The organism is Alphaproteobacteria bacterium endosymbiont of Tiliacea citrago (assembly GCF_964031065.1).
Taxonomy (GTDB): Bacteria; Pseudomonadota; Alphaproteobacteria; order CAJXXZ01; family DAHXLG01.
Window position 1 is genome coordinate 135,985 of the sequence record NZ_OZ034995.1, and the last position, 25,887, is coordinate 161,871.

Genomic DNA, 25,887 nt, shown 5'->3' on the forward strand with positions numbered 1-25,887 from the left:
TATTGCAAATTAAAAATGTAAAAAATATTATATATATAATGAAAATAGCAATTATTGGAGGAAAAACATTATTAGACACAGTGTTTTTAAACAGATTAAGTGATGAAATTGCCAACATAGACTTAGAATGTTACGGAGAAAGCGGAGAAATTAGTTTTAAAACAAAACGAATTGCAATACAAGATATAAAAAAAATAAATATAGAAAAATTTGAAATAATAATAAACCTATCAAACGAAAACAGCTTCTTGTTAGATCTTACAAAAACACATAACGCAAAAGCAGAAAGTAAAAAAACAATATACATAAATAATATCGAAGGAACCTTAACAATAAATGGACTTAAAATAGAAGAAAAAGAAGAGCAAATAATAAAACTACCAAATTTTTCATTAGAACCAATAGCAAAATTACTTTCAATAACAGAAATAAACAACCTAACACTAACAATAAATAAGCCAATAGCAGAACTAGGAAAAGAAGCAATGAATCAGTTTTATTATGAAATAAAAGAAAGTCAATTTAGAGTGATTCAACATAACGGAAAAAAACATTCCGAAGCCTTGGCATTTAATATATCATTTCCATATCCAACAAAAACAGAAGAGGAAAACGAAACAAATCAAGAATCCGAAGAAGAAATAGAGATAAAGAAACAATTAAATAAATTAACAAAAACAAAAACAATATTAAACATTTGCAGAGTACCAGTAAACAAAGGATCCTCAATAATAACCACATTCGAGACAACAAAAGAAATATCAAAGCAAAACATAATAAATAAATTAGAATCATTAGGATTAATATATGCACCCCGTTCATTTTCAACAATTTTAACAGAAAACGACAATGTAATTTATTTCACAAAAATAAAAAAAACAGAAAAGACCTTTTCAATAATTTTCATGTTTGATTCAATTCAAATCTACATAACAAATTTACTAAACATACTTTTTAAGCTAACAACAAAAAATTAATAACTAAAAATTTTTTCACATATTGTTTTATATTAAAAATATGCTAAGATAATCAGAACGTCCCCATCGTCTAGCGGTCAGGACATCGCCCTTTCACGGCGAAAACACGGGTTCAAGTCCCGTTGGGGATACGTTTTAAAAGCTTAGTAGACTACTAATTTAAAAAAATTTAAACTAATCTAAACAAGATGAATATATTTATATTAGGAGTAAACGGTATAAGCATGCGTAGCATAGAAAAAACAATGAAAGAACAGGGGCATAATGTTTTAGGCTACGACGATTCCCCTATAGAACTCAAAAATATAAATTACTCAAAAACAATTTATGAAAAAAAACATATAAAACAAGCAAACGAAAAAGTAACCGCCGCTAAAATGGATTTAATAGTTTATTCAAGCGCAATAAAAAAAAATCATCCACTAATGATAGAAGCAAAAAAATTAAAAATCCCAACAATTGGAAGAACAGATTTTTTTGTAAAATATATGCCATTAAACAACACAAAAATTTTAATAGCAGGAGCACACGGAAAAACAACAACATCCTCATTATTAGCCTACATATTAAATTCATCGTATTATTTAGGGGGAATAATTAACGGAGAAGAATCACCATCAAAATTTAAAGAATCACAATATACAGTAATTGAAACAGATGAATCAGACGGATCCTTTTTAAAATGGCAAGGAGAATATAAACTCCTTCTAAACTTTGATTATGAACATATGATTTTTTACAAAACAAAAGAAAATATAATAAAATATCACCGTGAATTCGTAATGAATAATATAGAAACAACAAAAGTGATTATAAACGAAGAAGCAAAAAACAAGTTAGAGATAAAAGACCATCCGAACATAATAACATTCGGCAATAAAAATGCAAATTATAACCTTTCCAATATAAAAGCAAATGAAACAGGAATTACTTTCGAAATAAATAATAAACAATTTTCATTACCAATATTAGGAAAACACAATGCAAGCAATTTCATAGCAATATATGCATTACTAAACTCAATGAATCTAAATTTAAATGGCTCTATAAAAAAAACACAATCATTTCCAGGCGTAAAAAAAAGAATGCAAAAAATAAAATATAGGAATCATAATTTAAAGTTTTTTTTAGACTATGGACATCATCCAAACGAAATAAAGTCAGTGTTAGAATCATTAAAAGAACACTATCCAAATGAAAAATTTGAAATAATATTTGAAGCTCACAAACCATCAAGAATAATAGAAAACAAAGAAAAATGGCCAGAAATTTTCAAAGGATTTAAAATATGGCTATACCCAATATACATAGCAGACGAAAAAGAAATAAACGAACAAAAATATAAAATGACAACAGAAATATTTGCAAAGAACCTAAAAGAAAACGAAATAAATTTAGAAGTATTAAAAGAAGACCTATCAAATTTAGAATTAAACAAAAATAATTTAATTTGTTTTTCAGCAGGAAAACTTTCAGAAAAACTATCAAAATATTAAACAGTAAACATATCAATGTTTAAAACAGTTTACACAATTCAAAAAACTCCTCTTTAGAAATTTCCTCTGGCCTTTTATCACAATTCAAACCACAAAGTTGAATTTTTTCAAAAAGTTTTAAATTTTTCTTACGAACAAAACTAATTTTTTTTCTTTTATGAATAAAAAGCTGTGATAAAATCTGATTAAGAACAGTCAAATCAACAAAATCATAAGTATGAACTCTCTCAAAAATAACAACCTGTGAAGTAACTTTAGGCACAGGAAAAAAACACCCCGGCTTAACATCCATAAGCTTACGAATAGAATATCTAGACTGAGCAAAAACAGTTAATTTACCATAATCAACCCCAGTTAAAACATCGGCAACCTCTTTTTGAAACATAAAAACAGCGTAAGGAACAGTGTTTTTCACAATTTTTTCAACAATTTTTGAAGAAATATTATAAGGAAGATTTCCAACTAAAGGCAGATTATTAGGCAAATCATAATTTAAAATATCAGCATGAATTAAATTAATAGATAAATCCTCTAAAGATTGAATACAATCAATATCAATATCAATAGCAGTAATTTTTTTATTTTTTTGCAAAAAAGATTTAGTCAAAGCACCATTACCAGGGCCAATTTCAATAATTTCATCAAAAGAATCAAAACAATCAATGATTTTTTTAATCACACCAGTATTCACTAAAAAATTTTGACCAAATCTCTTTTTAAAATTAAACATCCATAAATAAAATATAAATAATACTTAAAAAAATCTACAAGAAAAACAACTTGATTACGTAATGAAAAAAGTTTAAAGAAATAATATGATTATAAAAAAAGCAATATTAACTTTGCTATTTATGCAAAAAACAATAGCAATGGATCAGGAAAAAATAGTTTTATTGCAAAAAAAATACTTTCCTCAATATGCTTGGAATATGGTTAAAGCTGGATGGATAGAAGCAATGAATGCTCACTATGCTGATGAATTTTATGGATTTTATGAAAATATAGAAGCAGCAACACGTAGCGGTTTTGATATAGAAGAGAAAGAGGAACTTTTTGATGAGTTAAAAGAATTTTGCAATGATAATAAAAGATCTTATGAAAAATTACCAGATCAAGAAATAACTAATATATTGAATTTCTTCATTAATGATATACATAATATGTAAATCAAATATCATAATGGAATAAAATTAAAAACATCTGAGGAACACATAACCTCTGAAACACAAGCAAGAACAATTTTTGAAAACTTAATATCAATAAAAAACGAAAAAAAAGAATCAAATAGAATATTAATCAAAGCAATAAATGATCGAATAAATCAAATTAAGAATAAGTATCTCCTCTAATCACTTGCTCAAGAGATCCCTAAGTCTTAAAGTCAAAAGAATCAATGAATTAACAAGAGCTTTATTCTAGAATATAAAAAAAACTCATACAGGGGCCTCATTCAACATAATCTAAAGGAGCATCAGCTTCAGAAACACTCAACTCATTAGAATCTAAAGAAGAATCAGCCACTAAAGGAGCAGTTAATTCATTAGAAGCAACATCTGATAAAGAAACCATCCTCTCATTACAAGCAAAAAGAACAGCTTTTTGAATAGACAAGCCACGATCATCTTTTAAAGAAACACATTGACTAAACAAAAGCAATTGATCTTTCTTAGAAGCTCCCTTTCTTATTAAAGAACAACTATTAGTTAAATTATCCTTATTATTTGTTTTTTTAGACAATTCACCGATTCCATCTTTTCCTTTTAAAAACTTTTTTTTAGGAGAGTGACTTTTATAAATAATTAATAACAAAAAAACAAAAAACTTTTTATTCATAATTTTATGATATCACACTGCGCAAAAAATTCCAAACAGATAACAAAAAACCACTAATTTAAAACAAACAACTACTAAATTAAAAATAAAAAACCGTGCCGAGTATCGGAATCGAACCAATGACCCCCTGATTACAAATCAGATGCTCTACCTGCTGAGCTAACTCGGCAAAACCGTCGGGATGAGAGGATTCGAACCTCCGACATCTTGCTCCCAAAGCAAGCGCGCTACCAGGCTGCGCCACATCCCGAATATTTTTATTTTATAAAAAAAAAGATAGAATGTAAATAATAAAAAAATCCTCAAAATAAATATAATTTTTCAATTAAAGAACGTTTCACTCTAAAATTATCCCACTTAAAATCAATTTAAATCCTTTTAAAAAAAGCCATAACTTGATTATCAGAAAACCATTTAAAAACCGGCCGTCCATGATTACAAACAGGCGGATTAAGCAATGCACTTTGCAATAAATTATGCATTTGAAAATAAGATAAACTTGTGTTCGCTTTTAATGCATTTTTACAAGCAATATTAGCTAAAAAACGATCAATTTCCGTTTCAATATTACAAAAAACATCAATATTATTTAAAAATTCAACTAAATCTGTAATATTTTTTAATATAATTGGAACACCCAAAAGCTCTTTTTCATTTAAAAAAACACCCTTTTCTTCAAAAATAGAACAATTATTCAAAATAAAATCTTTTCTTTCTATTGAAAAAGATAGCTTAATTGGCATTAATAATTTTTGAGAGGATTCCTTGTTAAGAGAAAGCTTCAATTCTTCATAAATTTTTCTTTCATGTGCAGCATGTTGATCAAAAACACCTAATCCATCTTGTGTTTCAAACAATATATAGGAGTTTCTAAATTGACCAATAACTTTAAACAAACAAACAGGCTCTTTGAAAAATTCTTTGTTCTTACTTTGAAAAGCTTCTTGAAAAACGTCTTCAACTGCCACCGCCTCACAGGCAAATTTTTTTTGAACATCTTGTTTTTCAACAGAGTAATGGTCAAATAATTTTTCTGAGACTAAACAATCATTAACCCCCTTAATAGATTCTTCTTTTATATATAAATCATCAGATATAGATTTATAATTATTTAAAGAGTAATCAGAAAAATTAATGTTTAAATCATTAACCAAATTATGCATAGAAAAGACAGAACTAAGCAAACGAAAAACATCACTATAACTAACAAACCTTATTTCTTCTTTAGCTGGATGTACGTTATAATCAACCATCAAAGGATCAATGGTAACTTCCAAAATATAACCAGGATTTTCATTAATAAAAGTATATTCTTTAAATAAACTATAAAGATACTTATTAATTGCTTTATCTTTAATAATACGATTATTAACAAAAATTACTGAAACATTTGAAGAGTTTTTTAAAATAAAAGCTTTAATTTTTATTCCATTAAACTCCTTTTCTATCATAATTGGCTTCTCTTTAAACAAAAATTCCACTCTGTTTTCTTGAGAATCATTAAGTAATTTCCAAATTTTTTTACCATTTAAATGAACGTTCCAACTGATCTGAGGTGTTGAAATAATAAACTTTTTTAATAACTCTTTAATAAACTTAAACTCAAGAGATGGGTTTTTTATAAATTTCAATCTAGCAGGTATGTTTTGAAATAAATTGTTTACAGAAATTTTAGTTCCTTGTTTAACTAAAGAAATAGAAATAGATTTGTTTTTAAGCATAAATCCATTACTTTCAATTATTAAATCAGAAATAGAATCAATTGAAGACAAAGCCTCTCCTCTAAAACCATAGCTATTTAAGCCAAATAAAGAGTCATTATCATTAGTTTTAGAAGTTGTATGCATTAAAGTAGCAATTTCTAAGTCTTCTTTAGAAAAACCATATCCATTATCTATAATAATGATAGAACCCATACCATAATCTTTAAAAAACAAGCTAATTTCTGTGGCGTTTGAATCAATAGAATTTTCAACCAACTCTTTAACAACATTATAAGGCTTTTGAATCACTTCTCCAGCCGCTATTTGTTTAATTATAAGTTCACTTAATTTTTTAATCATCTGTTTTTAAAATCCAATATAATTCTAATAATAAGCAAAAAAGCGCCTAAATTTATCATACAATCAGCAAAATTACAAATAAATTCAGGAATTAAAAAAAACTTAACCACTAAAAAATCCACAACACCACCAAAAAAACATCGATCCAATAAATTACTTACCCCTCCAGACAAAATCAAAATTAAAGCCAAAGATTCAAATCTATCCTTAGATTTTTTTAAAAAATAAATCAAAAAAAAAACTCCAATTAAAACAAAATATTTTAACAAAAAAAAATATTTATAATCAGCAAAAATGCTAAAACTGATGCCTCTATTATTAACTAAAGTATTAGAAAAACCATAATAAGAAAAAAAAACATTTCTATAAAAATAATAAGTGGCCAATCTTTTAGTAATTTGGTCTATTGCAATAATTAGAACGAACAACCACGCCATATTGATAAATTTAAGTTTTTTTTTTTTAGATTACTAGAGTTGACTTTAAAAATTAAAAAATATATATTTAGCATAGTTCCTTGATAGCTCAGTCGGCAGAGCAAATGACTGTTAATCATTGGGTCGCTGGTTCGAGTCCAGCTCAAGGAGCCATTTTTAATATGATAAAAAAATTTTTTTTCTTTTTTTATTTTTTTTTAGATTCGAAAAATAATATTAATTTAAAAAGTAATCTAAACAATAAATTTAAATCAAAAATAATTAATAAAAAAATATATGAAACACAAATATATGCAATAGAATTTGAAAACCAAATAATTTTGATTGGAATATTATCTGACTATAAAAACTTAGATAAAATTTTAACGGCAGCAAAAGCACATAAAAAAAAAGTATTAAACTTTTTAGCTTTTAAAAAAAAACATGATTCAAAACACAAAATGCAAATGATAAAAAATAGCTTTAGAAAAGAAAAAATTAATTTTAATAACTATTTTTTCTATGAAAACGAAAATTTTATTTGGATAATTGGATATTCTAAAAATTTTTATGAAAAAGAACAAACATTAAAAATTTTAAAAAATTTAAAAGAAAAAGGAATAATTTCCGATTTTTTTTGTTGTTTAAAGTTTAAGAAAAATACCAACAAAGGTTTTATTTTTAGGCACAAAATTTAAAAAACAAAAGAGCTCCAATAATGTTGAACAATATAAATCAAAAGAATAGAAAACAAACATATAAATAAATATCTTTTATGAAAATTATTTTTGTTGAAATCACAAACAAAAGTTGTTTTTGAAAAGCTTTCTTGTTGAAATGTGTTTAGTCTTTTCTTTGGGTTCCTTCTTTTCCCCTCTGTGAAATTAGTTTTTTTTTGCGATGTATTAGAATCATCTTTAAAAAATTTTTCATCAGTTATAAATTCTGTAACTTCATCTACTCCAATAAAATTTACAGCCTTATTTTGATTTGATTCATTAGAGCTAACAAGACGAAAATTAAAACAACACAAAATTAATAAAAAACTCATCTCTATTAAATTAAAGTAAAATTTACTTTTTGTCAATTCACACTGAAAAATTGTTTATTTTACAATTGTTTATTTTGTATAAAAAATTTAAAGTTAAACAAAAATGCAAAAAATTATTGGTATAGACGAAGTAGGATACGGATCATGGGCGGGTCCATTATATATTTGCGCATTAAAATTTTTAGAACCACCTAATTTTAAGCTTTTTGATTCAAAAAAAATTTCGGAAAAAAAAAGGCAGCTTCTTTTTCCATTAATCGAAGAAATTTCCGAATACAGAATAGGAATAGCCTCCGTTGAAGAAATAAACACCTTAGGTTTAGCTCAAGCATATAAAAAAGCACTTTTAAGAGCAACAGAAGAAATAGAGGGAAAATTCATTATAGATGGAAAAAAACCAAAATATTTTGATTGTGAAGCAATAATAAAAGGAGATTCTATTATTCAAGAAATATCAGCAGCATCTATTATTGCAAAAGTAACAAGAGATAACTATATGCAAGAAATTTCAAGCACGTTTCCAGAATATAAACTAAATAAAAATAAAGGATATGGAACAAAAGAACATCAAGAAGCAATTAAAAAACATGGATTTTCAGAAATGCATAGAGTAATTTATGATATAAAAAAATATTTATAAATTTACACTAGTCTCTTTTAAATCTGAAAAAAGAAAACATAAAAAACCCACAATAAATGTAAAAGAAAAAAATAGACCAGCTAAAAGAAATAGATTGTTTTTAGGCTTATCATCTTGACTTTTAAAAGAACTTTCTTCTTTTTTATAATCTTCAAAATCATCGTTTTCCATCGATTGTGCTTTATAAAAACAGGGTTTTCTTTGGTTGTAATTTGCGTAATAAGGCTCTCCTCTTCTGTTTGAAGAATTTGTTTGATGTGAATTTTCATAATAATTATAAGGAACATCTCCTCTATCTTGTGAATTTTGATAATTTAAAATATCAATTATTTTTTTGTTTTTCAAAGCTTCTTCTGTTAAGTTTATCCTGTTTAAAAAATCTTTTGCATCTTGAATATCATATATAGAACGACAATAGCAAGAAGCGGCTTCAAAATAATAAAATTCATATAATGAAAATTTAGATCTTATAGAAATATAAATTTCAAGATTATTTGATTTTAAACGGCCTATTTTTTCTAAAACCTCTATTCTTTGAGTATTAAAATAATCTGGAAGAAGAAATATCTCTTTATTTTTTAATTTAACAACTCCCAATAACCCCCACCCTTCTTTTCTTAGCGTTACACGAAGCGAACCATAATAATAATTTAATAAAAACAATCCAAAACGATCTTTTTTTAGAGTGTAAACATTATTAAGATAATCATCATAAGATAGATATGTATTAATCTTTTTATTTAATAAAAAAAACTTATCAACATAATAAGCAAAAACATATTCGCCATTATCACACCTGTAATACTCAGAAAACTCTTCTTTTTTCGTATAAGTTGATCGAAAATTTTGTTGTTGATCTTCGTAAAAAAATTGAGTATTTGGTTGAGAGTTTTTTTCTTGAGGCTTAAAAACTTTTGCCAACTTCTTAATCAGGGCATCAAATTCTACAATAATTTTCTGGGTTTCCTCATCAACATATGTGGAAGAAGAAAATTTTCTATCTTCTTTATTAGGGAGCCTTGTTTTAGCTTTTTTTATTTTTATCAAATTTATTATACGGTTAGAAAAAAGGTCAATTAAATAGATAAACTCTGAATTTTTTGCGGAATTTCTCTTTATTATATTAACAACCATAGGATATTTACTATCCTCACTAAAAAACTTTATTTCTTCTGCAGTTAAACAATCAAAAAATTTTTTTCCTCTTCAGGAAAACAGTTTGAGTTAAAATTAAAACCATGTTTTACTAAAAATTGATCTACTTCTGCAAAAAATTTATTAACTTCTTCAAGTTTACTAGAATAACAAAATGAAAAATGAAAAACAAAAACTAAGCGAAAAAACATGTTTTTATGTTAACAGAAAAAATTTTAATTAAAAATCTAGTCAGTTCCTAAAAATAAAATAATAGACTAAAATAACAAAGTGAAAGAAACAATAACCGTTAATTTTATATTACCAAATGAAGAAATAGTATCTATAGAAGCCAATGAAGGCGAAAGTTTATTACAAGTGGCTCATTTTCATGAGTTACCATTAGAAGGAGCTTGTGGAGGATCTTTATCATGTTCAACTTGTCATTTAATTATTGAAGAACCGTGGTTTTCCCTTCTTCCTGCAGCTTTAGATGAAGAGGAGGATATGCTTGATCTTGCTTTTGGACTACAAAAACATTCAAGACTTGGATGTCAAATTATTCTGACTAGAAAACTAGATGGTATTACTGTAAAAATTCCTAATCAAACTAACAATTTTTGCGGATGTTGCTCTTGCTCTTAATTTTGCTAAATGAAAACTTCTTCCTCTTCTGTTATAACCCAATATTCTTTTGCTAGACACCAGTTTTTTTTGAAGTCATGTTTGTCAAGATTGTCTTTTGAGGTTGCTATATCTATTGCTATATTTGATTCTAAACTATAAAAATCCCATCTAATTTTGTTTAAAAAAGCATCTTTTTTGATGTTTTTTATGTGTTTTTTTGCTAAAAATTGATCAAAAACGGCTAAAATTTGATTCGTTTTGTTTAATAATTGAAAAAAATCACTGTCAATTTTAAACTTATCTGCAAATTCAATTTGTTCTTTTTTTATACAAATTTTATATAACAACTCGTTCAAAAATTTTTTATAATTTTTATAAAAATTACCTTGATTTGAAAATAAATTAAAATGAGACTCATAAATTTTTATTAAATCATTATTATAAAGATTTATTAAATCATAATAGCCATCACAATTTACTTCAAAATTATCTCTTGAGTTATCAAAGCTAAAGCTCACTTTATATTGATCTTGTAAGTTAATTGAATCTAATTTATTTTGATTAAAAATAGTTTTTTGCATTGATTTATTTTCGATTGTGCTATCTAAAGTTGATTTAAACTTATTGCTCTTCATATTTACATCTTTAGGAAAAAACACAACCTCCACTGTTGGAGATGGAAATTCTGGATATCCTAAAAATTTTGGATTATAAATAATTTGATTTTGAACTGTTGAATTTTCTTGTCTTCCAACGTATATTGACTGATTTTGTGAATCTGTGTCCAAACAATGAAAAACCTCTGGGTCAAACATCATTCTTTCTTTTAAATTAACATTTATATAAAAAGCATCATAAAAATCTGAATTTAATTCCACAACATTTAAAATTGGAACCTCTTCAAAAAACATTTCATAAAGTTCTTTTGGTGTTTTTTGATCAAAATTTGTTTCTATATAACTTAAAAATTCTTTATTATAAGAATAATTTTTTTTAAAAATTGCTAAAGCTTTTAATTTTTCTAATTCTGATACTGGATGCCTTATACTGTGAATTTGAAACCATCGTTTTCCCTCTTTTGTTTCACTATATTTATTGCATGTTACATATCCAAAATCATCCTCAAAAATACTTTTAAGTTCTTGTTCAACTAAGATATACTTGTGTTTTAAACATTCTTTTTTTAGTTCTTTTAAAGAAGTTATATTTTTTATGTTTTTTCTTAATTCTGAATTTTCAATTATTATATCGTTATTCAAAACACAAGAAGATTCTTCTTTTTCATTATTATCTAATTCTAATATTTTTTTTGAGTAATAAATTTTTTTACTATAATTATTTTGATATTTTATATATTCATCATTCCTAAAAACATAAGTTTCGTCCTCAGTTAAATTTGAATTTTGTGTGAAATTTTTTAGATAAACTAAGCGTTCAATTCCAATTTTATAACTTGAAACAAAAATTGAATTATGTTTGTTAATCACATTTTTCTTGAGTAAAACTCAACAAGTAACGAAGGATTAAGTTCAAAAGGATATGGTATTTCAGCAATCGTTGGCACTTTTAAAAAAGTTACGGCTTTATCATCTGTTGATGTTTCATAATAGGCTGGAACTTCTTTATTTGCTCTTTCTAAAGAAGATAATACTATTTGATGATTCTTCATTCTATCTACCAAGCTTATTACATCACCTGTTTTTACTAGATAAGAGGAAATGTTAACTAATTTTCCATTTACTAAAACGTGTCTATGCTTAACCATTTGCTTTGCTGCAAAAATTGTTGGAGCCCATTTTGCTCTGAAAACTACTGTGTCTAATCTTGATTCTAATTCTCCAAAAAATGTTTCAACTACGTTCTTCTTTTTATATGCATTCTTAAAAAATCTTTTGAATTGTTTTTCTTTCATATCATAATAAAATTGAATTTTTTGTTTTTCAATTAAGTGAGTTCCATAGCTTGAAATTTTTTTTCTTCTTGCGTTTTTACCATGTTGACCTGGTTTTGTTGGCCTTGTATTAAATGGACTTTTTGGATCACCCCAAAGGTTTACTCCCAACCTTCTGCTGACTTTATGCTTTGCTTGAACCTTGGCTGTCATGTTTCTCCTTTAAATTAATATGTTTTATGTTATGCTTTTTTTTGTTCTATGTCAAACAACCTTTCCTTTTCTCACCTCTTTTTTTACTAGTTCAAATAAATTTACGCATATTGTATGCTGTTATTATTGTGGAATATGAATTTAACAAATATAGAACAAACACTTGCATTGAAATAAACAAATCTTTTATTTCAAAAAAAGTTAAAATTGCTGGCTGGATTAGAACAAAAAGAGATCATGGTGGTATTTTGTTTTTAGATATTTATGATCATTCTGGTATGATTCAGTGTACTATTCATCCTGAACATTCTGGATTTAGCCAAATTGAAGATTTAAAAGTTGAATCTGTTATTTCTGTTTTGGGTGAAGTTGTTTTAAGAGACGATCAAAACATTAACAAAAACATCCCTTCTGGAGAAATTGAATTAATAATTGAATCCTTTAATATTTTAAGTTCAGCTGAAATTTTACCGTTTGCTTTGCATCAAGAAGATTTAAACGAAGAGTTACAACTTTCTTATCGATTTCTTTATTTAAGAACCCCTGAAATGCAAAAAATTTTAAAATTAAGAACGGATGTGATTAATTTTTTGAGAAATCAAATGAATTCTTTGGGGTTTCAAGAAATTCAAACTCCTTTGCTTGCTTCTCCTTCTCCTGAAGGGGCTAGAGACTATGTTGTTCCTAGCAGAATGCATCCTGGTAAATTTTATGCTTTACCTCAAGCTCCTCAACAATTCAAACAACTCTTGATGGCTTCTGGTGTTTCTAAATATTTTCAAATTGCTCCTTGTTTTAGAGATGAAGATTCTCGTGCTGATAGATTAATTGGTGAATTTTATCAGTTAGATTTTGAAATGGCATTTGCTCAGCAAGAAGATGTTTTGAACGTTCTTCAATCTGTTCTTTCAAAAACTTTTAAAGAGTTTTCTGATGCTGAAATAGAAGATGTTTTTCCTAGAATTCCTTATACTGAAGCTATTGAAACTTATGGTACTGATAAACCTGATTTGCGTAATCCTTTAAAAATTTTTGATATAACTGATATACAAGAGGCTCCTGATATTTTGAAGCCTGTTGTTGAAAAAGGCGGAAGATTATTAACTGTTTCTGTAAAAATGGATTATAATAATAATGAGCTTAAAAAATTAACTAAAGTTATGATGGATAAAGGCGCTAAGGGGCTTGCTTATTGTTATCTTAAAGACGGCTCTTGGACTGGACCTTTGTCTAAAATGCTTTCAACTGAAACTTTAAAACAGGCTACACAAAAAGACGACCATAATTTGTTGTTTTTAATTGCTGATACTTATGATATTTCTCATAAACTTAGTGGTATGCTGATTACTGAACTTGGTAACATGCTTAATTTAATTAATAAAAATGATTATAAGTTCTGTTTTATTACTGATTTCCCTATGTTTGAAAAAACTGATGGTGTTTGGGATTTTATGCATAACCCTTTTTCTATGCCACAAGATATTGATCTTCCTCTTGGTGAAATTTTATCTTATCAATACGATGTTGTTTGCAATGGCTATGAAATTACTAGTGGAGCTGTACGTAACCACAATTTAAATTTGATTCACAAAGTTTTTTCTTTAATTGGACAAGATGCATCTGATTTAGAAAGCAGGTTCCCTGTCTTTAAATCTTTTAAATATGGTGTGCCTCCTCATGCTGGTGCTGCTCCTGGTATTGATAGAATTATCATGCTTCTCAGTAAAAAATCTAATGTTAGAGACATTGTTGCTTTTCCTATGAACCAAAAAGGTGAAAACTTACTAATGGAATCTCCTTGCTTTTTAGATGAAAAATTCTTGAAAGAGATTGCTATTAAAACATTAGATAATTCAAAATAAACATTGAAATATGTAAATTATATAAAAATTATGATATCCTTTCTAAGATATTATGATAGTTATTTTTAGCAGCATTAAAGGAGGAACTGGTAAATCCACATTAGCCTTTCATATTGCAGTTCAAGCATTTTTAGACAAAACAGATATTTGTACAATTGATTTAGATTTTCCTCAATTTTCTTTTTCAACTTATTATAACAATAGGAAAAATTATAATCTTCCTGTTTGGAAAGACCATATTTTTGCTTCCTCTATTGAAGAAATTAAAAAAATTGAAGAGGATATAAACATAAAGAACGACAAGCTTATTATTATTGATACTCCTGGAAGATACGAACCTTCTTTACTTGAAATGCATAAAAAAGCGGATATAATTATTACTCCAATTAATGATAGTTTTATTGATATCAACACAATTATGAAAATTGAAAAAGAAAAATGGTCTACCTTTGGTAATTATTATGAATTTATTTATGATAGCAAAAATTATAATGAAAAATTAAAATGGTTAGTTATTAGGAATAGATCTAGCCCTATTTCTTCTAATCACACTAAAGAAATTCAAAAAAAGCTAGCAGAATTATCTAAAAAAATTGATTTCAAGCTTTTAGACGGCCCGAAAGATCGAAGCATTTATAGAGAACTTTTTAATAAGGGGGCTACTGTTTTAGATTTGAAATCAAAGCTATCAATTTCAAATATTGCTGCAAAATTTGAAATAAAATCAATTTGGAAAGAAATAAAAAACAGTTAATTTAGCTTGTTAGTTTGTTTTTATATCCATTTAAAAAGTTCCTTACATGCATAATTTTCTTTCCTGGGAATTGTAAAAAAACAGGAGATACTTGATTTAACATAAAATCAGAAGTTTCTTTTTTAGCCAAAAAACATTTAATATTAATGCCATTGACCGATAAAAAAACATATCCCAATGCTCTTATTTTTCTTAAAATTTCATCTGCATTTTCATTCGTTATGAAATAATCTTCATTTTTTGTTAAATAACAATATGTGGCTTTGGTTTCGTCTTGTTTTTTTAAAATTGGATTCTTTAAAAATTTCATAATTTCTTCAGATATCCATTTTGGCCCCCAAAATCCCAGTTTTTGCATTACAACGTTGATATTGTGATTGTTATTTATATTAAATTCTTTTTGAGATATTATATCGCCTTCATCCATTTTTTCGTTCATTTTCATTAAAGTTAATGCGCTTGTTTTATACCCTTTTAAAATTGCTGTTTGCAGTGGAGATGGCCCTCTTAAATCTGGTAGTTTAGATGGATGAATATTTAAAAAACCATTTTTAGGTAAAGACAACATATTTTTTGAAATTATTTTTCCAAAAGCAAAAACTAACGCTACATCTGCTTTTTGTAAGACCTCCATTACTTCTTGATCTTTATTAAAATTTTTTGATTCTATTACCTTTAATTGTTTTTTTTTACCCCAAATACTTATATCTGAAACTTTTAATTTTTCTTTTGCAGCTCTTGTAATAATAGAAACAATATTAAAATTTTTATCATTTAAAATCTCTTCAAAAAATGGAATCACAAATTTCGGAGTTCCTATCAAAACTATGTTTATCATTTTGCAAATTATATCTTTTTATTTTAATTAACAAAACTCTTTAATGCATTTTTTTCCATAATTGTTTAATTGATTACAAATTAATTCAAACTTATCTTTACTTTCAGAAACTGGATAGCCAACAATTGAAACTATATTCTCAATTACAGAAGCAAAGCCAAATCCAGAATATAAAACGACTTCTTGCTCATCTTTTTTTAGTATGATTTTTGAAGGAACCAATTTAAACTTCATTTTTTCATGATCTTTATGAATACCAATAAAACCCTCATCAAAAGAAAAAAAATTAACAGTTGAAAAATCTTCTTCTAAAATAATATCTGAAAAATTTAAAACTTTAACTTTTAACATATGAAATATAAAAAACAAAATAAAGATCAACGACGACCTACTCTCGCTAAACCTTAAGGCTAACTACCATCGACGCTGGAAACTTTCACGGCTGAGTTCGAAATGGAATCACGTGGTTCTTTTTCCGCTATAATCATCAACCTTTATTTCTAAACAAAGGATATTACATTTTGTTTATTAACGCAATAGCTTTTTTATGTTTTTTTTTAAAATTTCATTTTAATTGTGTTTTCACCCTTTTATTGATACTCTTTTCATATGAAAAAAAGTTTATATTTAATTTTTAGTTTTTTTTCTTCGTTAAACACACGACAGGAAAATCTAAAAACGTTTGAGTGTCAAAACACAAACATCTCTGATGAAGAAATATTATTTAACTTATTAATCCTATGTTCTGAAAGTAACGACAAAGAAAATAAAATTTTTGATAAGTTTATTAAAGAAAGACCATATGCACTTGAAAGATTAACAAAACTTTTTATTGCTGTTGCATTGTCTGCTTTTCAAGTCAAATTACAACAAATTCCTGATAGCATTATTTTAAAATTAGAAGTCTTGCCTTATTTTTGTGGAATTTCTTTGCTTCAAGATTTTATTTGGTTGGGCTCGATGTACTCAGAAAAAAACATAAAATCAACAATTGAAAAAAATCAACAACTTTTAAAAAAACCAGAAAAACATAAACAAATTCTTACAAAGCTTTTTCAAGGAGACTTAACTCAATTAAAATTTATGTGTTCTGATGAAATATCTGAAAAATATTCTAATAGCCCTGTTTTTAAAAAACTGCTTTCAGATTTGCAACCTTATTCTTCTATTTTAATTGAATCTATAGTTTTGTATTCGATACCCGACCCTCTCAAACTAAATAATGAAAAAATTGAGGCCATCTGTAGACTATTAAATAAAAAGTTTAAAAACAAACTTCATGAAAAGTTTTTAAAATTAAATGAATCTTTAGAACTTTTAAAAAAAGAAATCTTAAAAGAAAACTTTACAAATACAGATAATTTTTTCAAATTATTACAAATTGAAATAATTCAAAGCTTAGACAAAAAATTAAAAAAATTCGAAAAAGAAGAGAAGAAAGATATATATTCGTTATCTACAGATGAGAAAAAAGCGATCATCAAAGATGCTCTTGAGATTTTACGTATTACAATAGAAGAGGTCCAGCCAGAAAATATCAAAAAATTAATTGAAAAAATTAGAAAAGCTCAAAACATCAACTGATTTTTCAACTTAAAAATAATAATGTTTTTTAGACTCCCGTGAATTTTCTAAATAATTTATCAAGTAAACAATAATATAAAACAGCTAATTTATAAGGTTTTTGCCTTGTTCATAACATCATCTAAAGTTCCAACCATATAAAACGCCATTTCTGGAATTTCATCACAGTCTCCTGATAAAATAGCTTTACATCCTTTGATTGTTTCTTCTATTGAAACAAAACAACCTGGTTGGTTAGAAAATGGCTCAGCTGAAAACATTGGTTGCGAAAAAAATTTCTGAATCTTTCTTGCTCTAAAAACAGTTTTTTGATCTTCAGCAGGAAGTTCTTTTATTCCTAATATAGCAATCATATCCTTTAAACTTTTGTATTCTTGCAAAATATTCTGCACTTGCAATGCAACCTCATAATGATCATCACCAACATACATAGCATCCAAAGCTTTAGAGCTAGATGCTAATGGATCTATTGCTGGATAAATACCAATTGAAACTAAATCTCGGCTTAAAACTGTAGTTGCATCTAAATGAGTAAATAATGAAGAAGGAGCTGGGTCTGTTAAATCATCCGCTGGAACATAAATTGCTTGAATGCTTGTTATTGATCCATTTTTAGTGCTTGTAATTCTCTCTTCTAGTTGACCAATTTCTGATGCTAATGTTGGTTGATATCCAACTGCTGATGGTAACCTTTCAAGTAAAGTTGAAATTTCTGAACCAGCTTGAATGAATCTAAAAATATTATCAATGAACAGAGCAACATCTTTGTTTTTTTCATCTCTAAAATATTCTGCAATTGATACACCTGTTAATGCAACTCTTGCTCTTGCACCTGGCGTTTCATTCATTTGTCCGTAACATAAAGAAACTTTTGAACCTTCTCCGTTTTCTTTAATTACTCCTGCTGTTATCATTTCTTTATATAAATCACTGCCTTCTCGTGTTCTTTCTCCTACTCCCACAAAAACAGAATAACCATCATAATTTTTAGCCATACTGTTTATTAACTCAGTAACTAAAACTGTTTTTCCAACTCCTGCTCCACCGAATAGACCAATTTTTCCTCCTTTAATATAAGGAGCCATTAAATCTATAACTTTTATTCCTGTATTTAAAATTTCTGTCTTAACAGATTGATCTTTAAGTAAAGGTGGCGCTTTATGGATTACACTAAAGCTTGATGCTCCAAGTTCTCCTTTATTATCAATTGGCTCTCCTAAAACGTTAACGATTCTACCAAGTAACTCTTCTCCTACAAGAATTTTAATTGGCTCTCCAGTATCATAAACTTGATCATGTTTACACAAAGAAGAAGTTGAACTTAATGACATTGCTCTAACGATGTTTGCACCTAAATGTTGCATTACTTCTAAAGTTAAGCTAATGCCATTTTTTTTTACTTTTAATGCATTTTTAATTGCTGGAGCATATTTTTTAAACACAACATCAACAATAACGCCGTTTATTCTAATAATTTTCCCAAATGGAACTCGTGTTGTTTTTGAATACTTATCTTCTTCTGCATTTAAAATTTTTTCATTTTCAGAAATCAATTCAGAAAGAATTTCTCCTTCCTCTTCAAAATTAAGATTGGAAAAAACCTCTTTTTTATCTTCTATGCTCATAATAATACTCCTGCTACTATTTCTGCTAAATCGTTTGTAATAGACTCTTGTCTTACTCTATTCAGCTCATTATATCCTTTTTTTTGCATTTTTTCAGCATTGGTTTTCGCTTGTTCTAAAGCGAGCACTCTTTCTTTGTTTTCATGAAAACCACTTGTATAAATCGCCCTCATTACTATATTAACCATATTTAACAAATCATATACATCCTGTTGCAAGTTCGGGTCTCTATTTTTAATAATATGCTCTATCACCATTTTATTTTTATTATAATAATGCAAAAAAACATCCGTTGGTTTGTTTTTTAATAAAGATTGGTTTATTATTTCTTCCACAATTTGCAAAATAGATATGTCATTCAAAGGCAGTTTGTTTGTAGAAATATTTTTGTGAAGATCGTATTCTAAAAATTTTTCACCTAAAATATAAAAACAATCCTCTTTTACGTTTTCTTTTATAAAATTTTTTATATAACTTGAAATATAACCTAAAAACGGCCCACACATTCCTTGATTACAACCAATAATGATATGATAGTTTCTTTTATCAAAAATACCTTTTTTATTAGAAAAAAAATCTGAAACTTCTTTTACATCATTTAATGCTTTCATTTTTTTCTTACATTTGTTTATTCTAACTGCTGCAACTGATTTCATTGCGTTGTTTGAACGTAAATAAGCTTCTACTGTCGCTATCTTGTTTTTTATATGTTTAATAATTCCCATTTTTTACCATTGCCCTTTAATTCTTTTTTAAATCACTTAAATCCGATGAAACTTGATCATCAAATTCAGATTCTGCGTTTTTTGTATCTTTTGATTTTGACCTTGATTTATCTTTGCCTTTATCATCATCTTCAAAAATTTTTTTAAAATCTAAAATTTGTTTAAATATATCTGATTTTTCTGTTTTCGTAAGTTTGTTATCTTCTGAAAGACTTTTAATAATTAAAGGATATTGAGTGTTCATATAAAAAAACATCTCTTCAGCAAATTTTTCAATATTAAATAAATCATTAAATGCGCCACACTCAACACCTAGTAACATTAAAAGAGTTTGCGCTTTAGGTGTTGGAGAATAAATTTTTTGCCTTAATACCGACATTAAAATATCTCCATGCTGAATTGCTTCTTTAGTTTCTTCATCTACGTCACTGACAGATTTTGAAAAATTTTTTAATTCAATATATTGAGCCAACTCACCTTTTAAAGTACCTGATATTTGCTTCATATTAGCATGTTGCGCAGCTGAACCTATACGACTCACCGATAGTCCTATATTAATAGCTGGCCTTTGTCCCTTATAAAAAATCTCTTTATCTAAATACATTTGACCATCTGTTATAGAAATAACATTCGTTGGAATATAAGAAGAGACATCTCCATCTAACGTTTCAATAATTGGTAAAATTGTGACAGAGCCACCGCTTTTTAATTTAACAGCGCGTTCTAACAACCTAGAATGTAAATAAAAAACATCTCCTGGATAAGCCCCTCTAGCAGGAGTCCTTCTCATTAATAAAGAAATTTCTCTGTAAGCATCTGCGTGTTTGGTTAAATCGTCTAAAACAACTAAGGCGTCTTTTTGCTTATCTCTAAAATATTCTGCAATAGCAACTCCCGCCATAGGCGCAACATATTGCAATGCGGTTGTATCAGACGCTGTTGTAGCAATAACTATTGTGTTGTTGATTGCACCTTTATCTTTTAATAATTGCACAATTTTAGCTATTTCAGAGGCCTTTTTAGCAATAGCAACATAAATACAAAAAGCAGCTTTTCCACCGTTTTCTTTAACTATAGACTGATTAATAATAGTATCTATTGTTATAGCTGTTTTACCGGTTTGACGATCGCCTAAAATTAATTGTTTTTGCCCAAGACCAATAGGAATAAGCAAATCTATTAACCTAATACCTGTTTGAAGAGGCTCACAAACAGACTCTCTTTGCATAACACCAGGGCTTTCAGCTTCAAACAACATTGTTTTAGAGCATGAAATAGGACCCAAACCATCCAAAGGATTTCCTAAAGGATCTATAACTCTTCCTAATAAAGATTCATCTACATTAATAGATAAAGGTTTCTTTGTTGCAAAAATTTTACAACCTTGAGACACCTCTTCAATTTTATTAAAAAGAATTATAGAAACAGTATCAGGATCAATTTTCATTACCATTCCTAATCCATCACCTAAAAAAGAAACTATTTCTCCTAAAAAAACATTTTCTAATCCTATTGCCTTAATTATTCCATCTCCAGCCTCAAGAACAACGCCATAGTCGATAGCATCAACTTTATCTTTAAAAGACTCTAGCTCTACGTTTAAAGCCTCTATAACACTATTTACTTTATCTGTTTCAGAACTCATAACAATCTCCCCTTCTGTTTTTATTTTTCAATAATTTTTTGTAAAATATTTTTTTTGATCTTATTTAGCATGCTGTTTAAACTAAAATCATACATTCTAAAATTCAACCTAAAACTAACACCATACAGTAAATCTTTATTTACCAAATATTTAAACCTAATGTTTTGTATTTGAAATTTTTCTTTAATTGCAGATTCTATTTTTAAAAGTTCTTCGTGATTAAACTCTTTATGAGTCTCTATATAACATTTTGTGCTTTGAAACTGCTCTTTTAAATTATGAAAAAATTTTCTTAAATAAACTTTTAATTTGTCTGCTCTGTACTTTTTTCTTAAAATATTAATTAACACAAGAAATTCTTTTGCAAAAATTGATCTCATATAATTTGCAAGTTTTTTATCTTCTTCTGGTAATAAATCATATAAATAAGCTCTTCTTATGCATTTAAATTCATCACTCATGAAGTGTTTTAAATCTAGATAAAATTTTACAGAATTATAATAATACACATAATAATTTTATCACTTAAATTATAAAAATCCAACCCAATCAGATTTTGAAATATAATGAAAGAGCTTGCTTTTTTTTTATTATTTTAAATAAATATAATTATTGCCGTTGTAGCTTAGTGGTAGAGCACTTCCTTGGTAAGGAAGAGGTCGAGGGTTCGATTCTCTCCATCGGCACCATTTTTTATAGGGAGTTTGTTATGACAATTCAAAGAACGTTTTCAATTATAAAACCAGATGCTGTTAAGCGTAATTTAGAAGGAAAAATCTTATCTTTTTTACAAGAAGCTAAATTTAATATTGTGGCTTTAAAAAAAATGCAATTTTCAAAAGAATTAGCAGAAAAATTTTATGAAGTACACAAAGAAAGGCCTTTTTATAATGACTTATGCGCTTTTATGTCTAGTGGACCCGTTGTTTCTTCTGTCTTGGAAAAAGAAAATGCAATTTTAGATTATAGAACAATTATGGGAGCAACTAATCCAAAAGACGCTAATTGTGGCACTATCAGAAATTTATATGCTATATCTATTGATGAAAACTCTGTTCATGGTTCTGACTCTGAAGAAAATGCTAGAATAGAAATGAATTTAATTTTTGCACAATCTGAAATTTTGCCATGAACACTTCTTTTTTTTCTTTTGTTACTTTTGTTTTCTTATCATTCTTGTTAAGTAACAAAGAACCGTGTTTTCTGTGCTTAATTCAAGCTAATTTATTTTTTGCTCTTTTTTTATCAAGTTTTTTTACTTATTATTTGAAAAAATTAAGCTTTATTACTTATTTTTTATGTATGCTTGGCTGTTTGACAAACTTAGTTCATTTTTCAATTATTTTAAATTACTTAACTTTATCTAAATTTTACCGAATTTGCCGTAAAATATCGTGTTTTTTGAATATTAAGTTTAATCCTTGTGTTCATTATTATCAAATGGATTCTTTTTTTAATTTTGCTTGTTTTGTTGCTTTTTTTATTGTGTTTATTTTAAATTATTTGGAACAAAAAGAGGCTCTAAAAATGCTTAAAAAACGTTAAAAAACGCTTAAAAATTGATAAAAAAGGCTCGTTTTTGAGTTGTTTTTCTTGTTTTTTTATTATCTATTTGCATTAAAAAATAAAAACATAAAAAAAGTTGCCCCCATAAAAAAACCGTGCTTTGTATTAAAAATTAGCTCTATACATTGTGGCTTCTAACATATGCTTCGTTTTTATTTCTTTACTGTTTTCTAATAATGATATTACTAAAGCTGTTTTGAATGTTTTATTGCGCACTCTTTTGCTGAGTTTTTTTTTATCACAATATTGATTTATTAAGTTTATTGCTTCTTTTTCTGCTTTTATTTCTTCAAATAATATTTCTTCAAATTGTTTTTGATAAAGTTCATAATATAATTCTCTTGCTTTGATTACTCTATTTCTTATTTCTTCACTTGTTTCCCTTTTCTCTTCTTTTAAATGATTTTCATTTTCTAAATAAAATATTAAATCAAATCGATCTAATAATGGCCCGGAAATGTTGTTTTTATAGTTTTCTGAGCATTGTGGTGCTTTTTTACATTGTTTTTCTGTGTTTAAATATCCACATTTACATGGATTCATTGCTGCTATTATTTGACAGTCTGCTGGGTATTGAATGTGCTTATTTGCTCTTGCTATTGTGACCTTTTTATCTTCCATACACTGCCTTAATCCCTCCAAAACCTTTGTGTATTCTCCTAATTCGTCTAAAAATAATACTCCCTTGTGTGCTAATGTTACTTCTCCTGGTTGCGCTTTTGTTCCTCCTCCTATTAATGCTGCTAATGTTGTTGAGTAGTGTGGGTCTCTATATGGTACTGCAAAAAAATCTTGTTTTGAGGTGTTCTCTGCTATGCTATAAATCATGTTTATTTCTAAAATTTCTGATGGTGTTAATGGTGGCAAAATCGTGATCAATCTTTTTGCTAACATTGATTTACCTATGCCTGGTTGACCTATCATTAACACGTTTAGCCTAAAAACCGCTGCTATTTCTAAAATTCGTTTCGCTATTGTTTGGCCTTCTATATCTGACATATCTATTTCAAATTTTTCTTCTTGCTTTCTTAGCTCATAATCATCAAGTAAATATGATCCTCCTCCGTTTTGATATCCTATTATTTCTGTTAAATTTTGAAAAATTAAAACGTTCTTGTTTCCAGTTAATTGAACTTCATAACTACTTTTTGTTGAACAAATTAATGTGTAATTTTTAGAATTTGCAAAAATCGAGGCTAACAAGGATCCTTTCGTATTATTTATTCCTCCATCTAATGATAACTCTCCTATTATTAACCAATTGTTCACTAAATCTTGAGAAATGGTTCCCATCGCAACTAAAATTCCAATAGCTATTGGAAGATCGTAATGGCTTCCTTCTTTTTGTATGTTTGCTGGAGACATATTTACTGTTATTCTTTTTGCTGGAAGACTTACTCCTAACACATTAAATGCTGCTCTTATTCTATCTTTTGCTTCTGAAATGTTTTTATCTGGCAATCCTACAATTGTGAAAAACGGAAGTCCATTGCCTATATGCACTTCCACGGTTATTTCTAATACTTCTATTCCTAAAAAAGAAACGGTTTTTATTTTTGCTAACACTTTTTTTAGTTTATCAAAATTTTAATTATTTGTCGCTAGCTCTATTGAGTTTTGAATTAAATTTTTTGTTACATTGAATTTATTAAATAAAGTTAAAAAGTTGTCTTCATTCTTCACTAAAAACGAAGATATCGATGATGTTAATTTCTTTTTTTAATTTATTTTCTAATTCGGTTGATTCTTTTAAAAGATTATCAAAATCATTTTTGTGTTTAGAAAGAAAATCATTAAAAAACTCCTTTTCTGAACTTGAAAGCTCCATTAAATCCAAAACCGTTTCATCTGAATTTTATGTGTTCTCTTTCTTTGTTAAAACAAAATTTTTTATTGACATATTAAGTCCGAACAAAGATAAAACTTGAATAAGCTTTTAATAAATGTTTTTATATTTTCGTTTTACTTTATATCTTCAATTATTTCAGCTTTAAATGAAAAAATATCGTATGTATAATCAAAATATTTTGAATTGTGTTTTTGAAAAGCATCTGCTAAATTGTTTTGTAATTGAAACCTTATATTTTCACCAAAATACAAAAAATAATTAACCTTTTTTATTCTCCTTTTGTAATCTCAACAATTAAAGAATGCTCTAAATCACCGTAAATGTTTATTATGACTGAGTGTTCTCCTAGAGTTTTTATCATTTTGTCTATTTTGATGTTTTGTTTGGTTAATTCTACTCCTTTTGTTTTGAAAAATTCTATTATTTCATCTTGTTTTAAGGATGCATACAACGTATCAGAGTGGGATACTCTTCTAACAAATGAAATTTTATTGAATTTTTTTAATTTATTTAAAATTTCTTCTGCATTTTTTAAATTTAATGATTCTTCTTTTTTCCATTCTTCTTTTTTTTGATCAATACTATTTAAAACTTCTTTTGTGGCTCTTTCTGCTTTATTAAAACGCTCTAAATACCTTGCAAATCCTCTTCTTGCATTTATAACGTCTCCAATTCCACCTTTTCCTCTAATTGGCTGTTTTAATACGCATTGAACTTTTTTTGATGCCCTTTTCATAATATATCTCCTGAAAAACATAAACGCGCAATATGTGCTGAATCACCTTTTCTTTGTCCTAATTTTACAATTTTTGAATATCCTCCGTTAATTTCTTTTAACTGTTCTGCTATTTCAAAAATTCTTTTTACAACTATTTCATCATTTCTGAAAAAAGATAACAAATATCTTCTTGTCTCTAAATTTGATATCTTTGCTTTCGTAATTAATTTTTCCAAGATTGGTTGAACACATTTTGCTTTTGCTAATGTTGTGTCTATTTTTTTATGCAAAACCGTAGAACGAATTAAGTTATATCTTAGCGCTGTTCTGTGCTTTGTATCTCTCCCCAATTTATAATGTTTTACTTGATGTTTCATGAT

The 25,887-nt window shown here is 27.1% G+C and carries 31 protein-coding genes, 5 tRNA genes and 1 rRNA gene; 14 read left to right on the top strand and 23 right to left on the bottom strand.

The window, feature by feature from the left end; translation table 11 throughout:
• Nucleotides 1-38 precede the first annotated feature (38 nt).
• The 3 genes from AAHM83_RS00695 (at nucleotide 39) to AAHM83_RS00705 (ending at nucleotide 2,473) form a co-directional block, all read left to right on the top strand.
• Nucleotides 39-977 carry a hypothetical protein gene (locus AAHM83_RS00695; protein WP_342262111.1) on the top strand — a complete coding sequence of 313 codons (939 nt, stop codon included), beginning with the start codon at nucleotides 39-41 and terminating at the stop codon, nucleotides 975-977.
• Nucleotides 978-1,036: 59 nt separating this feature from the next.
• A tRNA-Glu gene (locus AAHM83_RS00700) sits at nucleotides 1,037-1,108 on the top strand.
• 57 nt (nucleotides 1,109-1,165) lie between these two features.
• Nucleotides 1,166-2,473: a Mur ligase family protein gene (locus tag AAHM83_RS00705; protein WP_342262112.1), complete on the top strand. Its 1,308-nt coding sequence runs from the start codon at nucleotides 1,166-1,168 to the stop codon at nucleotides 2,471-2,473.
• Between the two features lie 19 nt (nucleotides 2,474-2,492).
• Here AAHM83_RS00705 and rsmA read toward each other — a convergent pair whose 3' ends face one another.
• On the bottom strand, nucleotides 2,493-3,203 hold the full coding sequence (gene rsmA / locus AAHM83_RS00710; RefSeq protein WP_342262113.1) for a 16S rRNA (adenine(1518)-N(6)/adenine(1519)-N(6))-dimethyltransferase RsmA: 711 nt from the start codon (nucleotides 3,201-3,203) through the stop codon (nucleotides 2,493-2,495).
• A gap of 85 nt (nucleotides 3,204-3,288) precedes the next feature.
• Between rsmA and AAHM83_RS00715 the strand changes: the two genes are divergently transcribed.
• Nucleotides 3,289-3,639, top strand: coding sequence for a hypothetical protein (locus AAHM83_RS00715; protein ID WP_342262114.1), 351 nt, complete (start codon nucleotides 3,289-3,291; stop codon nucleotides 3,637-3,639).
• Between the two features lie 280 nt (nucleotides 3,640-3,919).
• On the opposite strand, the gene AAHM83_RS00720 is transcribed toward AAHM83_RS00715, so the two are convergent.
• The 5 genes from AAHM83_RS00720 to lspA all read right to left on the bottom strand — a co-directional run bounded on the left by AAHM83_RS00720 (nucleotide 3,920) and on the right by lspA (nucleotide 6,812).
• The gene (locus AAHM83_RS00720; protein ID WP_342262115.1) at nucleotides 3,920-4,306 is read right to left on the bottom strand and encodes a hypothetical protein; all 387 of its coding nucleotides are present in this window, start codon (nucleotides 4,304-4,306) and stop codon (nucleotides 3,920-3,922) included.
• Nucleotides 4,307-4,402: 96 nt separating this feature from the next.
• Nucleotides 4,403-4,475, bottom strand: a tRNA-Thr gene (locus AAHM83_RS00725).
• Between the two features lie 7 nt (nucleotides 4,476-4,482).
• Nucleotides 4,483-4,556: transfer RNA gene (locus AAHM83_RS00730), tRNA-Pro, on the bottom strand.
• A 118-nt stretch (nucleotides 4,557-4,674) separates the two neighbouring features.
• Nucleotides 4,675-6,369 (bottom strand): DNA mismatch repair endonuclease MutL, encoded by a 1,695-nt coding sequence (gene mutL, locus AAHM83_RS00735; protein WP_342262116.1) that lies wholly within the window; start codon nucleotides 6,367-6,369, stop codon nucleotides 4,675-4,677.
• On the bottom strand, nucleotides 6,366-6,812 hold the full coding sequence (gene lspA / locus AAHM83_RS00740) for a signal peptidase II (protein ID WP_342262237.1): 447 nt from the start codon (nucleotides 6,810-6,812) through the stop codon (nucleotides 6,366-6,368). The genes mutL and lspA overlap by 4 nt, the downstream gene beginning before the upstream one ends.
• A gap of 71 nt (nucleotides 6,813-6,883) precedes the next feature.
• Here lspA and AAHM83_RS00745 point away from each other — a divergent pair.
• Nucleotides 6,884-6,959, top strand: a tRNA-Asn gene (locus AAHM83_RS00745).
• 8 nt (nucleotides 6,960-6,967) lie between these two features.
• Complete coding sequence (locus AAHM83_RS00750) at nucleotides 6,968-7,483, top strand: hypothetical protein (protein ID WP_342262117.1); 516 nt, start codon at nucleotides 6,968-6,970, stop codon at nucleotides 7,481-7,483.
• Here AAHM83_RS00750 and AAHM83_RS00755 read toward each other — a convergent pair.
• Entirely contained in the window at nucleotides 7,480-7,836 is a 357-nt protein-coding gene (locus AAHM83_RS00755) for a hypothetical protein (protein WP_342262118.1), read from the bottom strand. The two genes, AAHM83_RS00750 and AAHM83_RS00755, sit on opposite strands and share 4 nt — an antisense overlap.
• A gap of 103 nt (nucleotides 7,837-7,939) precedes the next feature.
• Here AAHM83_RS00755 and AAHM83_RS00760 point away from each other — a divergent pair, with 103 nt between their 5' ends.
• Nucleotides 7,940-8,476: a ribonuclease HII gene (locus AAHM83_RS00760; RefSeq protein ID WP_342262119.1), complete on the top strand. Its 537-nt coding sequence runs from the start codon at nucleotides 7,940-7,942 to the stop codon at nucleotides 8,474-8,476.
• On the opposite strand, the gene AAHM83_RS00765 is transcribed toward AAHM83_RS00760, so the two are convergent.
• Nucleotides 8,471-9,523, bottom strand: coding sequence for a hypothetical protein (locus AAHM83_RS00765; protein WP_342262120.1), 1,053 nt, complete (start codon nucleotides 9,521-9,523; stop codon nucleotides 8,471-8,473). The genes AAHM83_RS00760 and AAHM83_RS00765 overlap by 6 nt on opposite strands.
• Nucleotides 9,524-9,654: 131 nt before the next feature.
• Nucleotides 9,655-9,822 (bottom strand): hypothetical protein, encoded by a 168-nt coding sequence (locus tag AAHM83_RS00770; RefSeq protein WP_342262121.1) that lies wholly within the window; start codon nucleotides 9,820-9,822, stop codon nucleotides 9,655-9,657.
• Between the two features lie 79 nt (nucleotides 9,823-9,901).
• Here AAHM83_RS00770 and AAHM83_RS00775 point away from each other — a divergent pair, with 79 nt between their 5' ends.
• Complete coding sequence (locus tag AAHM83_RS00775) at nucleotides 9,902-10,255, top strand: 2Fe-2S iron-sulfur cluster-binding protein (protein ID WP_342262122.1); 354 nt, start codon at nucleotides 9,902-9,904, stop codon at nucleotides 10,253-10,255.
• Between the two features lie 5 nt (nucleotides 10,256-10,260).
• On the opposite strand, the gene AAHM83_RS00780 is transcribed toward AAHM83_RS00775, so the two are convergent.
• Both AAHM83_RS00780 and rpsD read right to left on the bottom strand, forming a co-directional pair.
• Entirely contained in the window at nucleotides 10,261-11,724 is a 1,464-nt protein-coding gene (locus AAHM83_RS00780; RefSeq protein ID WP_342262123.1) for a hypothetical protein, read from the bottom strand.
• Entirely contained in the window at nucleotides 11,721-12,341 is a 621-nt protein-coding gene (rpsD, locus tag AAHM83_RS00785) for a 30S ribosomal protein S4 (protein ID WP_342262124.1), read from the bottom strand. Before rpsD ends, AAHM83_RS00780 begins: the two co-directional genes overlap by 4 nt.
• A 128-nt stretch (nucleotides 12,342-12,469) precedes the next feature.
• Here rpsD and aspS point away from each other — a divergent pair, with 128 nt between their 5' ends.
• Both aspS and AAHM83_RS00795 read left to right on the top strand, forming a co-directional pair.
• A complete protein-coding gene (aspS, locus tag AAHM83_RS00790) occupies nucleotides 12,470-14,203 on the top strand; it encodes an aspartate--tRNA ligase (RefSeq protein ID WP_342262125.1) in 1,734 nt (577 codons plus the stop codon).
• Nucleotides 14,204-14,255: 52 nt separating this feature from the next.
• The gene (locus AAHM83_RS00795) at nucleotides 14,256-14,957 is read left to right on the top strand and encodes a division plane positioning ATPase MipZ (protein WP_342262126.1); all 702 of its coding nucleotides are present in this window, start codon (nucleotides 14,256-14,258) and stop codon (nucleotides 14,955-14,957) included.
• A gap of 1 nt (nucleotide 14,958) precedes the next feature.
• Here AAHM83_RS00795 and AAHM83_RS00800 read toward each other — a convergent pair whose 3' ends face one another.
• From AAHM83_RS00800 to rrf, 3 genes are all read right to left on the bottom strand, one after another.
• The gene (locus tag AAHM83_RS00800) at nucleotides 14,959-15,795 is read right to left on the bottom strand and encodes a methionyl-tRNA formyltransferase (protein ID WP_342262127.1); all 837 of its coding nucleotides are present in this window, start codon (nucleotides 15,793-15,795) and stop codon (nucleotides 14,959-14,961) included.
• 27 nt (nucleotides 15,796-15,822) lie between these two features.
• Nucleotides 15,823-16,146 carry a hypothetical protein gene (locus AAHM83_RS00805; RefSeq protein WP_342262128.1) on the bottom strand — a complete coding sequence of 108 codons (324 nt, stop codon included), beginning with the start codon at nucleotides 16,144-16,146 and terminating at the stop codon, nucleotides 15,823-15,825.
• A gap of 24 nt (nucleotides 16,147-16,170) precedes the next feature.
• A 5S ribosomal RNA gene (rrf, locus tag AAHM83_RS00810) occupies nucleotides 16,171-16,287 on the bottom strand.
• Nucleotides 16,288-16,404: 117 nt separating this feature from the next.
• On the opposite strand from rrf, the gene AAHM83_RS00815 reads away from it, so the two are divergent.
• Nucleotides 16,405-17,379, top strand: coding sequence for a hypothetical protein (locus AAHM83_RS00815; protein ID WP_342262129.1), 975 nt, complete (start codon nucleotides 16,405-16,407; stop codon nucleotides 17,377-17,379).
• An 89-nt stretch (nucleotides 17,380-17,468) separates the two neighbouring features.
• On the opposite strand, the gene atpD is transcribed toward AAHM83_RS00815, so the two are convergent.
• The 4 genes from atpD to AAHM83_RS00835 are packed head-to-tail and all read right to left on the bottom strand — an operon-like array spanning nucleotide 17,469 to nucleotide 21,883.
• Nucleotides 17,469-19,004, bottom strand: coding sequence for a F0F1 ATP synthase subunit beta (atpD, locus tag AAHM83_RS00820; RefSeq protein ID WP_342262130.1), 1,536 nt, complete (start codon nucleotides 19,002-19,004; stop codon nucleotides 17,469-17,471).
• Nucleotides 19,001-19,729: a F0F1 ATP synthase subunit gamma gene (locus AAHM83_RS00825; RefSeq protein ID WP_342262131.1), complete on the bottom strand. Its 729-nt coding sequence runs from the start codon at nucleotides 19,727-19,729 to the stop codon at nucleotides 19,001-19,003. The genes atpD and AAHM83_RS00825 overlap by 4 nt, the downstream gene beginning before the upstream one ends.
• A gap of 16 nt (nucleotides 19,730-19,745) precedes the next feature.
• Nucleotides 19,746-21,374, bottom strand: a complete 1,629-nt coding sequence (gene atpA, locus AAHM83_RS00830) for a F0F1 ATP synthase subunit alpha (RefSeq protein ID WP_342262132.1) — start codon at nucleotides 21,372-21,374, stop codon at nucleotides 19,746-19,748.
• Between the two features lie 20 nt (nucleotides 21,375-21,394).
• Nucleotides 21,395-21,883 (bottom strand): F0F1 ATP synthase subunit delta, encoded by a 489-nt coding sequence (locus AAHM83_RS00835; protein ID WP_342262133.1) that lies wholly within the window; start codon nucleotides 21,881-21,883, stop codon nucleotides 21,395-21,397.
• Nucleotides 21,884-21,988: 105 nt separating this feature from the next.
• Here AAHM83_RS00835 and AAHM83_RS00840 point away from each other — a divergent pair.
• The 3 genes from AAHM83_RS00840 to AAHM83_RS00850 all read left to right on the top strand — a co-directional run bounded on the left by AAHM83_RS00840 (nucleotide 21,989) and on the right by AAHM83_RS00850 (nucleotide 22,919).
• Nucleotides 21,989-22,063: transfer RNA gene (locus tag AAHM83_RS00840), tRNA-Thr, on the top strand.
• Nucleotides 22,064-22,083: 20 nt separating this feature from the next.
• Nucleotides 22,084-22,506: a nucleoside-diphosphate kinase gene (ndk, locus tag AAHM83_RS00845; RefSeq protein ID WP_342262134.1), complete on the top strand. Its 423-nt coding sequence runs from the start codon at nucleotides 22,084-22,086 to the stop codon at nucleotides 22,504-22,506.
• A gap of 170 nt (nucleotides 22,507-22,676) precedes the next feature.
• The gene (locus AAHM83_RS00850; protein WP_342262135.1) at nucleotides 22,677-22,919 is read left to right on the top strand and encodes a hypothetical protein; all 243 of its coding nucleotides are present in this window, start codon (nucleotides 22,677-22,679) and stop codon (nucleotides 22,917-22,919) included.
• Between the two features lie 126 nt (nucleotides 22,920-23,045).
• Here AAHM83_RS00850 and AAHM83_RS00855 read toward each other — a convergent pair whose 3' ends face one another.
• The 5 genes from AAHM83_RS00855 to rplQ all read right to left on the bottom strand — a co-directional run bounded on the left by AAHM83_RS00855 (nucleotide 23,046) and on the right by rplQ (nucleotide 25,884).
• The gene (locus tag AAHM83_RS00855) at nucleotides 23,046-24,506 is read right to left on the bottom strand and encodes a YifB family Mg chelatase-like AAA ATPase (RefSeq protein WP_342262136.1); all 1,461 of its coding nucleotides are present in this window, start codon (nucleotides 24,504-24,506) and stop codon (nucleotides 23,046-23,048) included.
• 106 nt (nucleotides 24,507-24,612) lie between these two features.
• Nucleotides 24,613-24,768 carry a hypothetical protein gene (locus AAHM83_RS00860; protein ID WP_342262137.1) on the bottom strand — a complete coding sequence of 52 codons (156 nt, stop codon included), beginning with the start codon at nucleotides 24,766-24,768 and terminating at the stop codon, nucleotides 24,613-24,615.
• Between the two features lie 134 nt (nucleotides 24,769-24,902).
• Nucleotides 24,903-25,040: a hypothetical protein gene (locus AAHM83_RS00865; protein WP_342262138.1), complete on the bottom strand. Its 138-nt coding sequence runs from the start codon at nucleotides 25,038-25,040 to the stop codon at nucleotides 24,903-24,905.
• A 17-nt stretch (nucleotides 25,041-25,057) separates the two neighbouring features.
• Nucleotides 25,058-25,525, bottom strand: a complete 468-nt coding sequence (gene rplI, locus AAHM83_RS00870) for a 50S ribosomal protein L9 (RefSeq protein WP_342262139.1) — start codon at nucleotides 25,523-25,525, stop codon at nucleotides 25,058-25,060.
• Nucleotides 25,522-25,884: a 50S ribosomal protein L17 gene (gene rplQ, locus AAHM83_RS00875; RefSeq protein ID WP_342262140.1), complete on the bottom strand. Its 363-nt coding sequence runs from the start codon at nucleotides 25,882-25,884 to the stop codon at nucleotides 25,522-25,524. The genes rplI and rplQ overlap by 4 nt, the downstream gene beginning before the upstream one ends.
• Nucleotides 25,885-25,887 lie beyond the last annotated feature (3 nt).